This window comes from Streptomyces beigongshangae (assembly GCF_019710745.1).
Classification (GTDB): domain Bacteria; phylum Actinomycetota; class Actinomycetes; order Streptomycetales; family Streptomycetaceae; genus Streptomyces; species Streptomyces beigongshangae.
The window spans coordinates 72,328-84,256 of the sequence record NZ_JAHKJW010000018.1 but is presented as its reverse complement, the minus strand read 5'-3'; the positions used below and the strand labels follow the sequence as shown (position 1 = coordinate 84,256).

9 protein-coding genes are annotated in these 11,929 nt (G+C 72.8%); 4 read left to right on the top strand and 5 right to left on the bottom strand.

What is annotated here, in order from left to right:
* The first annotated feature begins 141 nt into the window (after window positions 1-141).
* The 3 genes from KM933_RS16285 to KM933_RS16275 all read left to right on the top strand — a co-directional run bounded on the left by KM933_RS16285 (window position 142) and on the right by KM933_RS16275 (window position 3,989).
* Complete coding sequence (locus tag KM933_RS16285; RefSeq protein ID WP_221352751.1) at window positions 142-942, top strand: sugar phosphate isomerase/epimerase family protein; 801 nt, start codon at window positions 142-144, stop codon at window positions 940-942.
* A 358-nt stretch (window positions 943-1,300) separates the two neighbouring features.
* Window positions 1,301-3,112, top strand: a complete 1,812-nt coding sequence (locus KM933_RS16280; RefSeq protein WP_221352749.1) for a glycoside hydrolase family 3 protein — start codon at window positions 1,301-1,303, stop codon at window positions 3,110-3,112.
* 220 nt (window positions 3,113-3,332) lie between these two features.
* Entirely contained in the window at window positions 3,333-3,989 is a 657-nt protein-coding gene (locus KM933_RS16275; protein WP_308013420.1) for a hypothetical protein, read from the top strand.
* 99 nt (window positions 3,990-4,088) lie between these two features.
* On the opposite strand, the gene KM933_RS16270 is transcribed toward KM933_RS16275, so the two are convergent.
* The 5 genes from KM933_RS16270 to KM933_RS40590 form a co-directional block, all read right to left on the bottom strand.
* The gene (locus KM933_RS16270; protein WP_221352748.1) at window positions 4,089-5,561 is read right to left on the bottom strand and encodes a S28 family serine protease; all 1,473 of its coding nucleotides are present in this window, start codon (window positions 5,559-5,561) and stop codon (window positions 4,089-4,091) included.
* A gap of 171 nt (window positions 5,562-5,732) precedes the next feature.
* Window positions 5,733-6,119, bottom strand: coding sequence for a hypothetical protein (locus KM933_RS16265; RefSeq protein ID WP_260333639.1), 387 nt, complete (start codon window positions 6,117-6,119; stop codon window positions 5,733-5,735).
* A 153-nt stretch (window positions 6,120-6,272) separates the two neighbouring features.
* The gene (locus KM933_RS16260; RefSeq protein ID WP_221352744.1) at window positions 6,273-10,007 is read right to left on the bottom strand and encodes an ABC transporter ATP-binding protein; all 3,735 of its coding nucleotides are present in this window, start codon (window positions 10,005-10,007) and stop codon (window positions 6,273-6,275) included.
* Window positions 10,008-10,121: 114 nt separating this feature from the next.
* Window positions 10,122-11,195 (bottom strand): esterase-like activity of phytase family protein, encoded by a 1,074-nt coding sequence (locus KM933_RS16255; RefSeq protein WP_221352742.1) that lies wholly within the window; start codon window positions 11,193-11,195, stop codon window positions 10,122-10,124.
* 113 nt (window positions 11,196-11,308) lie between these two features.
* Window positions 11,309-11,563, bottom strand: a complete 255-nt coding sequence (locus KM933_RS40590; protein ID WP_430727325.1) for a hypothetical protein — start codon at window positions 11,561-11,563, stop codon at window positions 11,309-11,311.
* Here KM933_RS40590 and KM933_RS39345 point away from each other — a divergent pair.
* Window positions 11,525-11,767: a hypothetical protein gene (locus KM933_RS39345; protein WP_260333638.1), complete on the top strand. Its 243-nt coding sequence runs from the start codon at window positions 11,525-11,527 to the stop codon at window positions 11,765-11,767. The genes KM933_RS40590 and KM933_RS39345 overlap by 39 nt on opposite strands.
* The last annotated feature ends 162 nt before the right edge of the window (window positions 11,768-11,929 follow it).

The following is an 11,929-nucleotide window of genomic DNA, read 5'->3' as shown; positions in this document are numbered from 1 at the left end:
GCGGCCGGGCCTGCCCGGAACCGGGGAGTGAGAGATCGCGGGCGGCGGGTAGGGTCCGTTTCATGCTGTGCCGTCCCGGGGACTCCGGGAACCCCGGCCGGAAAAAGCCGCGCCCGGAATTCGATAGCGAAGGTGCGATCCGTGAAACTGGCCTTCTCCACCCTCGGTGTACCCGGACTCCCGATCGGTGACGTGGTGCGGCTCGCCGCCACCCACGGCTACCACGGCGTCGAGTTGCGCGCGCATCCCGAGGAGCCCGTGCACACCGGTCTCGGACACGCCGCACGGGCCGACGTGGCCGCCGAGTTCAAGGCGGCGGGCGTCGAGATCCTGGGCCTGGCCGGATACGTCCGGGTGGCCGCGCCCGGCGACGACGAGCCCGTGATCGCCGAGATCCGCGAACTCCTCGACCTGGCGCGCGACCTGGGCGCCCCCTTCGTCCGGGTCCTCCCGGGCGCCGCGGAGGACCAGAGCACCGAGGACGCCGACGCGACGGCCGCGCGACGGCTCGGCACGGCGGCCGAGTACGCAGCCGACCTCGACGTACGGATCCTGCTGGAGACCCACGACTCGCACCGCACCGGCGCCGACGCGACCCGTGTCCTCGGCCTCGTCGGCCACCTTCAGGCCGGCGCCCTCTGGGACGTCATGCACACCTGGCTCGGCGGTGAGCAGCCGGCGGTCACCTTCGCCGCGCTCTCCCCCTTCCTGGGCTACATCCAGGTCAAGGACATCGCCTCGCCGGACGACACGACGCCGCTGCCGCTCGGGGCGGGCGTCCTCCCCCTCACCGAGTGCGTCGACCTGCTCTCCCGCGAGGGCTGGGACGGCTGGCTGTGCTGGGAGTACGAGAAGCGCTGGTACGAGTCGGCCGCGCCGCTGGAGGGTCTGCTGGACGAGGGCCGCGATCATCTGGCCCGCCTGCTGAACGAGTCCGCGTAGGCCCTCCGGGCGGGAGCGGGACTACTGGGGCAACTGGGGCTACTGGGGCTACTGGGGCTGCCGGGGCAACTGGGGCGAGCGGGGCGGCTAAGGACGGCCGGTGGGCCCGGGACGGCCGAGGACGGCCGACGGGCCCGGGACCGTCGTGGCTTGTCGCGCCGTTCCCCGCGCCCCTGACGGGGCGCCCCACCCGCGTCACCCGTTCCGTGCCGGCGGCGATGTCGCCCGTCCGCGCGTGCCCGCACCCTTGACCGGCAGAAATTTCCCGGATATCCGTGACTCCTTGGCAGTTTTCTTCATACTCGCCTCTCCAAGCCCCTCCACGGACCCTCCGGGGCCCTCCTGGGAAGGAGCGCACGTGCACACCTCCAGACGTACGCTGCTCGCGGCGACCGCGGGCGCGGCGGCGGTCGTCGCCGGCGGCGGCGCGGCCGCGGCCGGACACGGCGACACCGCGAAGCACGGGGACAAGCGGCTGCGGGCCCTCATCTCCCGCATGACGCTCGAAGAGAAGGTCGGGCAGCTCTTCGTGATGCGGGTGTACGGGCACTCCGCGACCGAGCCCGACCAGGCCGACATCGACGCCAACCTCGCGGAGATCGGCGTACGGACGGCCGCCGAGCTGATCGCGAAGTACCGGGTCGGCGGCATCATCTACTTCGGGTGGGCGCACAACACCCGTGAGCCGCGGCAGATCGCGGACCTGAGCAACGGCATCCAGCGGGCCTCGCTCGCCCTGCCCCGCGGCCTGCCCGTGCTCGTCTCCACCGACCAGGAGCACGGCATAGTGGCGCGCGTGGGCACACCCGCGACCCTCTTCCCCGGCGCGATGGCCCTCGGCGCGGGCGGTTCGCGCACCGACGCCCGTACGGCCGCGCGGATCGGCGGCGCCGAGCTGCGCGCCATGGGCATCCGGCAGGACTACGCGCCGGTCGCCGACGTGAACGTGAACCCGGCCAACCCGGTCATCGGCGTCCGCTCCTTCGGCTCCGACCCGGAGGCCGTGGCCGGCCTGGTCGCCGCCCAGGTGAAGGGCTACCAGGGCGCCGGGGTCGCGGCGACCTCCAAGCACTTCCCCGGGCACGGCGACACCGAGACCGACAGCCACTACGGCTTCCCGGTCATCGAGCACACCGAGACGCAGTGGAACGAGCTCGACGCGCCTCCGTTCCGGGCCGCGATCGCCGCGGGCATCGACTCGATCATGACCGCGCACATCATGGTCCCGGCGCTCGACCCGTCCGGCGACCCGGCCACCCTCTCGCGCCCGATCCTCACCGGCATCCTGCGCGAACGGCTCGGCTACGACGGGGTCGTGGTGACGGACTCCCTCGGCATGGAGGGCGTCCGCACCAAGTACGGCGACGACCGGGTGCCCGTGCTCGCCCTGAAGGCCGGTGTCGACCAGCTCCTCAACCCACCCGAGCTGGACGTCGCCTGGAACGCGGTCCTCGCCGCCGTCCGCGGCGGCGAACTGACGGAGGCCCGCCTCGACGAATCGATCCTGCGCATCCTGCGGCTCAAGGCGAAGCTGGGGCTGCTGAAGGACCCGTACGTCACCCGGCGGGGTGTGGACCGCACGGTCGGGATCCCGGCGCACTTGAAGGCCGCCGACCGCGTCGCCGAGCGGACGACGACCCTGCTGGTCGACTCCGGCCGGTTGCTGCCGCTCTCCCGGCGTACGCACCGGAAGGTGCTCGTCGTCGGCGCCGATCCGGCCTCGCCGTCCGGCACCACGGGCCCGCCCACGACCGTACTGGCCGACGCGCTCACCGAGCTGGGGTTCACCGCGACGGCGCTGTCCACGGGCACGGCACCCTCCGCCGCGACCGTCGCGAAGGCCGTCGCGGCGGCCCAGGACGCGGACGCGGTGCTGGTGGCGACGTACAACGTCACCGCCGGCTCCGGTCAGCGGACGCTCGTGGGGCAGCTGCTCGCGACGGGCCGCCCGGTGGTCGCGCTGGCCGTCCGCAACCCGTACGACGTGGCCCAGCTGCCGGAGGTGAAGACCTACCTGGCCTCCTACTCCTGGACGGACGTCGAACTGCGCGCCGCGGTACGGGTGCTGGCGGGACGGGCCGACCCGCGCGGCAGACTGCCGGTGCCGGTGCAGCGCGCGGACGATCCGACGCGGGTGCTCTACCCGGTGGGGCACGGCCTGACCTACTAGGGCCGATGTGCGGGGGCGCGCGTACGGGCCTGCCGTACCGGGCCTACGACGTGCTCCCCGCACACCACCCCCAAATGACGCAAAGCCCCCCGTATGCCTGGCGGGGTCCGCCGTGGCGGGTCACGCTGGGCGGGGGATCGGGGGAAGTGCCATGCGCGACGCAGGGGGCGTGGGCGTACACCGCACACGCGGCGAAGGGTGCGCGGGGTCGCAAGCGGGAGTGACGACGGCGGTGCTGTGCGCGCTGCTGGTCCTGGTGGCGGCCGTCCTGACGGGGTGCGGGCAGTCATCCGAGCCGGACGGCGACGGCGGCGGCAGCAATGGCGGCGGTGGCGCGCGGGAGACCGCTCCTGCGCCGGGTCCCGCGCGGGCCTCGGGGTACGGGACGGTGTTCCTCGGGATCGACGAGTGCAGTTCGTTCGGGCGCACCTCGTTCACCGAGGTGCCCTGCACCGGTGAGCGGGCGGCGGCGCGGGTCGTCGCGCGGCACGACGGCAGGGTGGGCAACGGCCCGGTCTGCCCGGCCACCACCGACTTCGTGCTGCACATCAGCGAGCGGCGGCCCGCCGCCGACGAGGACGGCGACGGCACGGTCCCCCGGGGCTACGCCTGCATGCGCAACCTGGCGGCCCCGCACCCGGGCGACCCGGGCGGCGGCGGGGGCCCGCGCACCATCGTCGGCGACTGCGTCTACGGCACGGGCGCGGGCGAGGTGCGCGAGACCCCGTGCGACGACGAGGGCGGCGGTACGGGCGGGAAGGCCCCCGAGTACGAGGTGACGGCGGCCGTCGGGAAGCGTTCCGCCTGCCCCGCGTCGACGGAGCTGTACGTCCGGCTGAGCGGCCCGGAGCCGGTGGGCTGCGCCCGCCCGTGGTAGCCCGGGGGCTCGACGGGCGGGCGCGGCTCAGCGGTGCTCGGCAGTGCTCGGCGGTGCTCAGCAGGATTCAGCGGTGCCCGGCAGGTGCTGCCGGTCCCGCTACGGACGGAGCTGGCGCTCGACCGTGCGCTTGTCCAGCTTCGCGTCGTACTTGGCCAGCGGCTTGGCCTTCTCCGGGTCCGCCTGGACGGCGGCCGGGGCGACGCCCGCCCACTGCAGGATGCGGGCCGTGGCCAGGGCCTTCTGGTCGGGCACGAGACCCGCGACGTTGGCGCCGTGGTTGGCGCCGGGGGCCGTGAGGACGTACGAGTCACGGGCGCCCCTGCCGAGGCGGAACGGTTCAGCACCCCACGGATCGTTCTGCCCGTACACGAACAGCATCTGGTTCGCGTTGTGCTTCACCCAGAAGTCGACGCTCCGCATGACGCCCGGCTGGAACCGCATCGTGATGTCGCGCGGCACGAAGTTGCGCGGCGGCTGGTAGCCGTAGCGGATGTACTTCTTCTCGATGTGCGGGAAGTTGATCGTGGGCGCGCCGAGCTGCGTGCCGGCCTGGTAGTAGTACGGCGTGTACGGCTCCAGGCCCTGGTCCGTGTAGAACGAGAAGCCGGAGATCGTGTCGATCGACGTCCAGATCTCGTCGTCCGTCGCGTTCTTCGCGTCCGCCGGGATCGTGTCGCAGTCGGCGAGCAGGCTGTACTGCCAGAAGCCCCACACGTAGTCGAGGACGACCGCCTCGTAGGCCCGGTCCAGGCTGCCGATGGTGTTGAAGGTGTAGCCCTCGGCGGCGGCCAGTTCCTTGTACTTCTTCTCCAGCGGCGCACGGCGGACGAGCGCCTCGCGCTGCACCGCGTTCAGCCGGTTGCGGCACTCCTTGGTGCCGACCTTCGCGAAGAACCGGTCGTACGCCGAGTCCTCCTTGTTCACCACGTCGTTGGGGGCGACGTACGCGACGACGCCGTCCATGTCACGCGGGTAGAAGCGCTCGAAGTAGGTGGCGGTCATGCCGCCCTTCGAACCGCCGGTGGAGATCCACTTCTTGTCGTAGACCGGCTTGAGGGCCTCGAAGATGCGGTGCTGGTCGCTGGCCGCCTGCCAGATGTCGAGCTTCGACCAGTCCGCCGGCGCGGGCCGGGACGGGGTGAAGTAGCGGTACTCCATCGAGACCTGGTTGCCGTCCACGATCTGGGTCGGCTCGCGGCGGCTCGGGGTCGTGGAGACGTTGTAGCCGCCGGTGTAGAAGACCGTGGGGCGGGCCGTGTCCTTGTGCAGCACGGTGATGCGCTGCTGGAAGGTGCCCTCGGAGGGACGGCGGTGGTCGACCGGCTGGGTGTAGTTGAGGACGAAGAAGCGGTAGCCGGTGTAGGGCTTCTCCTCGATCAGGCTCATGCCCGGTATCGCGAGGAGCCGGTCCTTGATGTCCGCGGTCTCGTCCGTGACGAGACCGGCGCCGGTACGGGTGCCGGCGACGGTGCCGGCGGTGTCCGGCTGGGCGGCGGTGGCCGCCCCGGCCGTGCCCACGGTGCCTATGGCCACCGTGAGGGACAGCAGCCATCTGAGCGTCTTGCGCATGCGTTCTCCCCTGAATACGCAGATGTCCGCCGGAACTTATCCGAGCGACAGCGGTCACACCAGGGGATGTCCGGGTCATTACGGACAAGTGGCGGAACAAGTCAGGAGAGAAGCAGGGGAGAAGCAGGAGAGAGGTCAGTCGACGGGCCGGAGGAGAAGGCACGGGACGGGTCAGCAGAGGATCCAGCCCGTGCCGACCGAACCCGAGCCGACGGCGCCCTTGATCCGTACGCAGCGGTGGCCCGCGTGCACCCGCACCGGGCCCGCGTACCTCGTGAACCGGCCCGCGTTGGGCACCCGTTCGCTCCCGCGGGCCTGCACGCTGACCATCATGTAACGGCGGGCGCCCACCTTCTTGGGGTAGGTCACCGCGCACACGTAGCCGCTCTTCTTGTGGACGTCCACGTGCCCGGTGGAGAAGGCCAGCGTGCGCACCTTCCGGCCGGCGCACAGGGTCGCCGCCGACGCGTCGCCCACCGCCGGGCCCGCGACCGCCAGCAGCCCGGACGCCGTCAGCACGGCCGTGCCGAGCGCGAGGCGTCGGCGTATCACGCCCATGTCCACTGCTGTCCCTCCACGGCCCGCGGTTCGGCGTACCCGAGTACGTACTGCTGTACGGACGCATGGCGTACGGCGCACGGTTGCCCTACCCACCGGTTGCGGTTTTTCCGCGTATTCACGTCACCTTGTATTCACGTCACCGTGTTCACGTCACCTCACGGTGCCGACCGGGTCCGGCTCCCCCACGAACGTCCGCCACAGCCGCGCGTACCGGCCGCCGAGCGCGAGCAGCTCGTCGTGCGTGCCGTCCTCCGCGACCCGGCCGCCGGCCATCACCACGACCCGGTCCGCCCGGGCGGCCGTGGTCAGCCGGTGGGCGACCACCAGTGTGGTGCGGCGGCCCGCTATGCGGTCGGTGGCCTGGTTGACCTGCGCCTCGGTGGCCAGGTCGAGCGCGGCCGTGGCCTCGTCGAGGAGCAGGATGTCCGGGTCGACCAGCTCGGCGCGGGCCAGCGCGATCAGCTGGCGCTGTCCGGCGGAGAGGTTGCGCCCGCGCTCGGCGACCCCGTGGAGGTAGCCGCCGTCCAGCGTGGCGATCATGTCGTGCGCGCCGACCGCGCGGGCCGCCGCCTCCACCTCGGCGTCGGTGGCGTCCGGACGGCCGTACGCGATGGCGTCCCGGACCGTGCCCTGGAACAGGTACGCCTCCTGCGGGACGACACCGAGCCGGTGCCGGTACGCGGTCAGGTCGAGCGCGCGCAGGTCCGTGCCGTCGACCGTGACCCGGCCGCCGGTGGGGTCGTAGAACCGGGCCACCAGTTTGACCAGGGTCGACTTGCCCGCGCCCGTCTCGCCGACGAACGCGACGGTCTGCCCGGCCGGGATGCGCAGCCGGACCCCGCTGAGCGCCTCCTCGGCGTCCGGTTCGCCGGGGCGGCCGTACGCGAAGTCCACGTCCTCGAAGGCGATCTCGCCGCGCAGGGACGGCACGTCGAGGGGCTCGGCGGCGGCCGTGGTGGACGTCGGCTCCCGCAGCAGCTCCTGGATGCGGCCGAGTGAGACGGTCGCCTGCTGGTAGCCGTCGAAGACCTGCGAGAGCTGCTGCACGGGCGCGAAGAACAGGTCGATGTAGAGGAGGTACGCCACCAGCGCGCCGGTGGTGAGGGTGCCCGCGTCGACCCTCGCCGCGCCCACGACGAGCACGGCGGTGGCGGCCACCGAGGACAGCAGCTGCACGAACGGGAAGTAGATCGAAATGAGCCACTGCCCGCGGATACGGGCCTGGCGGTAGCTGTCGCTGCCCCGCGCGAAGCGCCCGGCGCCCTCCCCCTCGCGGCGGAACGCCTGGAGGATGCGCAGCCCCGACACCGACTCCTGGAGGTCCGCGTTCACCACGGACACCCGCTCACGGGCGAGTTCGTACGCCTTGACGCTGGAGCGGCGGAAGAAGAACGTGCCGACGACCAGCGGCGGCAGGGTCAGGAAGACGACCAGCGCGAGCTGCAGGTCGATCACGAGCAGCGCGGCCATGATGCCGAAGAAGGTGACGACGGAGACGAAGGCGGTGACCAGGCCGGTCTGGAGGAACGTGGACAGGGCGTCCACGTCCGTCGTCATCCGGGTCATGATCCGGCCGGTCAGCTCCCGCTCGTAGTAGTCGAGCCCGAGCCGCTGGAGCTGCGCGAAGATCTTCAGCCGCAGCGAGTACAGGACCCGTTCGCCGGTGCGTCCGGTCATCCGGATCTCGCCGGTCTGCGCCGCCCACTGGACGAGCACGCTGAGCAGGGCGATCGCCGAGGCCGCCCACACACCGCCGATCGCCGCCTGCGTGACGCCCTCGTCGATGCCGTGCCGGATCAGGACCGGCAGCAGCAGGCCCATCCCCGCGTCGGCGGCGACCAGGCCGAGGCTGAGGAGCAGCGGGAGCCCGAAGCCGCGCAGCAGCCGCCGCAGCCCGTACGAGTCCTCCGGCGTGACCGCGCGCGCCTCGTCGATGTCCGGGGTGTCGGTGGCGGGCGGCAGGGCGTCGACCTGGGCGAGGAGTTCGGGGGTGGCGGGCGTACCGGCCAGCGCCATGTCCTTGGGCTCGCGGTCGCCGCTCCACAGGCGCGGGGTGACACCGCGCTCGGCGTCGAACTCCGCGTCCAGCTCGTCGCGTACGGAGGTGTCCTGCGTCCCGTCCGCCGGACAGGACGGCCTGGCGTGGCCGGGCGAGACCCCGCCCAGCTCGTCCGGGTCGGTGAGCAGTTTGCGGTAGAGCGGCGAGCGCTCGGTCAGCTCCTCGTGCGTGCCGATGTCGGCGAGGCGCCCGCCGTCGAGGACGGCGATGCGGTCGGCGAGGTTGAGGGTGGAGCGGCGGTGGGCGATGAGGAGGGTGGTGCGGCCCGCCATGACACCGCGCAGGGCCTCGTGGATCTCGTGCTCGACCCGGGCGTCGACGGCGGAGGTCGCGTCGTCGAGGACCAGCAGGCGCGGGTCGGTGAGGATCGCGCGGGCCAGGGCCACGCGCTGGCGCTGGCCGCCGGAGAGGGTGAGGCCGTGCTCGCCGACCTTGGTGTCGTAGCCGTCGGGCAGCGCGGTGATGAACCCGTGCGCCTGCGCGGCCCGGGCCGCCGTCTCGATCTCCTCCCGGGTGGCCCCGGGGCGGCCGTACGCGATGTTGGAGGCCACGGTGTCCGAGAAGAGGAAGGAGTCCTCGGGGACGAGCCCGATGGCGGCCCGCAGCGAGTCGAGGGTCAGCTCGCGCACGTCGAGGCCGCCGACGAGGACCGCGCCGCCGGTCACGTCGTAGAAGCGGGGCAGCAGCAGGGAGACGGTGGACTTGCCGGAGCCGGACGAGCCGACGACCGCGAGGGTCTCGCCGGCGCGGATCTCGAGGCTGAGGCCGCTGAGGACCGGGCGGTCGTCCTCGTAGCCGAAGGACACGCCGTCGAACTCGACGGTCGCGGGCGCGTCGGCCGGGAGGGTCTTCGTGCCGTCCTCCATCGACGGCCGGGTGTCGATCAGCTCCAGGACGCGTTCGGCGCCGGCCCGCGCCTGCTGGCCGACCGTGAGGACCATGGCGAGCATCCGCACCGGGCCCACGAGCTGGGCGAGGTAGGAGGAGAAGGCCACGAACGTGCCCAGGGTGACCTGGCCCCGTACCGCCAGCCAGCCGCCGAGCGCCAGCATGGCGACCTGGCCGAGGGCCGGGACCGCCTGGAGGGCGGGGGTGTACTTCGAGTTGAGGCGGACCGTGCGCAGGCGCCCCGCGAAGAGCCTGCGGCCGATCGCACGGAGCTTCCCGGTCTCCTGGTCCTCCTGCCCGAAGCCCTTGACGACCCGTACGCCGCTGACCGAGCCGTCGACGACCCCGGCCACGGCGGCGGCCTGCGCCTGGGCGTACCAGGTCGCCGGGTGCAGCCTGGAGCGGCTGCGGCGGGCGATGAACCAGATCGCGGGGGCGACGGCAAGGGCGACGAGGGTGAGCGGCGGCGACAGCCAGGCCATGATCCCGAGGGAGATCAGGAAGAGGAGGATGTTCCCGATCGTCATCGGGAGCATGAAGAGCAGGCCCTGGATCAGCTGGAGGTCGCTGGTCGCGCGCCCCACCACCTGGCCGGTCGACAGCTCGTCCTGGCGCCTGCCGTCGAGGCGGACGATCGTCCCGTACATGTCGGTGCGCAGGTCGTGCTGGACGTCGAGCGCGAGGCGGCCGCCGTAGTAGCGGCGGATGTAGGTGAGGACGTAGACGACGACACCGGCGCCGAGGAGCGCGCCGGCCCAGGGGGCCATGTCACGGGAGCCGTCCCCGATGACGTCGTCGATGATCACCTTGGTGATCAGCGGGACGAGGGCCATGACGGCCATGCCCCCGAGCGAGGCGCCCAGCGCGAGCACGACGTCCTTCGGGTACCGCCAGGCGTACCCGGCCAGCCGCCGTGCCCATCCCCGCTGCGTTGTCACTCCTGGTGCCTTCCCTCTTCCGTCCTGGTGGTCCGGAAGGCACCAACACGGAGGGAACCGGATTTCATCCCTCCGCAACAATTCACGTCATACGCGTTGCCCGGCCCCGAGTGCTCAGAGGCGTACGCGCAGGGAGTAGAAGCGGGTCGTCTGGGTGGCGCTCTGGTTGTCGTCGCTGGCCAGGAGGACCTTGAGAGCACCGCCGCGGGCGCGGCCGGTGATCGTCATGCCCTCGATGTTGTCGAGGAGCGGATTGGGCTGCGGCTGCTTGGCGGTCGCGCCGAGGGAGGGGCAGTCCACGAGGTCGGCGAGCAGGGTCTTGCGGACGAGGCGTACGCCGTCCTGGCCGGTCAGCGCCTCGATGCGGCCGGTGTCCGTGGCGCGGCGGAGGTCGGCGAGGTAGAGGCGGACCGTGTTGCCGACCCCGGCCGTGAAGCCGCGCTCCAGGACGAGGAGGCGGCCGTCGGGGGTGGCGGCGGTCTCGACGACACCGAGGCCCGTGTCGGCTCGGTAGCCGTACTGGGCGGCGAGCCGGAAGTCCTGGCCACCGCGACCGCCGTGACCGCCGTGACCGCCCTTGCGCTGCCAGGTCTGGAGGCGTACGACGCCGGGGGTGTCGCCGGACAGGGAGCCCTCCATGCCGGCCAGCAGGGTGCGGCCGCCGGGGAGGAGGGTCAGCGCCTCGAAGGTCTGGTTCGGGGCGGCGCGGCCGGCCGGGGCGACACGCAGGGCGTCCGGCACGGGGAGGCGGCCCAGCACGGCGCCGTCCCGCCCGTACCGGCGTACCGACGGCTCGGTCTCGGACGACACCAGCCGGGTGCCGTCGCGGTCGACGACGAGCCCCTCGGAGTCCAGCGCGGCACCGCCCTCGTCGGCCAGCGGTACGACGGAGCGGGGCCGCAGTGTCCTCGGGTCCAGGGTGAAGAGGGCGGACCGGTCGGACAGCGCGAGGAGGGCCCCGTCCCGGTCCACGGCCAGCGCGGAGAAGTTGCCGACGAACGTGCCGTCGTACGTCGTCTTGTCGAGGGCGTCGGAGAAACCGTCGAGGGAGACGGCGGAGGAGCAGGCGCCGCCGCGCGACGGGGCGGCGGGCCCGCCGCCGTGGGCGGTGGCGGACCCGGCGGCGGTGACACAGGTGACGGCGGCCAGCCCGGCGGTGAGGGCGGCGAGTACGGATCGCAGGCGCATGGCGTCACGGTAGGGGGAGGCGGGTTGAGGGGGAGGGTACTGGCCGTGAATTCCGGACAGCGGGCACGCGGTGGGCGTGCCCGCCGCCGTCGGAGCACCGGTGTGGGTCTGGCTCAGTCCTGGTGGACCTTGTTCACACCCGCGCCGCCGGAGAGGGTGTCGTCGCCCCTGCCGCCGTGGAGGTGGTCGTTCTCGGGCGTGCCCGGCCGGCGCCGAGTACTCCGCGACCGGCCTCTGCCCCGACGGCACCGCGGCGGAGGAGGGCTCCGGCGCCGCCGGCTCCGGGACCGGGGCGAGCGCGGCCCTCTCCGCCTGCTCCCATGGAACCCATGCGGCCGGTATCGCCGCAGGTGATGGGACGGGTGCACGGCGCCGCCGCCGTCGCCGCGCTCGTCCTCGCGCTCACCCGGATCACCGTCGCCGTCGCCGTCGCCGTCGAGCGAGTACGGCGACGGCTCCTCGTCCGGGTCCACGGGCTCCGCCGGCTCCCGGAACGGCCAGACGCCCTACCGCCCGGACGCGTCGGACGCGTCGGACGTCAACCAGGGCCGTCCCTCGGCCAGTCGGGGTAGACCCCACCACCCCGCAGCCCTCGGACCGGAAACGGCCGAGGGTTGCGTCGTATGCGAGAACGTCACCAGAACGACTCCCACCCGTTACGCAACCGGCCTCATGTGCATGCCACGCTCCCGATTGACCGAAGTGTCAACACGCGTAGAACCCGGACCCGTTGG

Bases quoted from the DNA above. Each gene is read 5' to 3' on its own strand.
- KM933_RS16270 (WP_221352748.1), bottom strand. From the start codon at position 5,561: ATGCGCAAGACGCTCAGATGGCTGCTGTCCCTCACGGTGGCCATAGGC.
- KM933_RS16265 (WP_260333639.1), bottom strand. From the start codon at position 6,119: ATGGGCGTGATACGCCGACGCCTCGCGCTCGGCACGGCCGTGCTGACG.
- KM933_RS16255 (WP_221352742.1), bottom strand. From the start codon at position 11,195: ATGCGCCTGCGATCCGTACTCGCCGCCCTCACCGCCGGGCTGGCCGCC.
- KM933_RS39345 (WP_260333638.1), top strand. From the start codon at position 11,525: ATGCGGCCGGTATCGCCGCAGGTGATGGGACGGGTGCACGGCGCCGCC.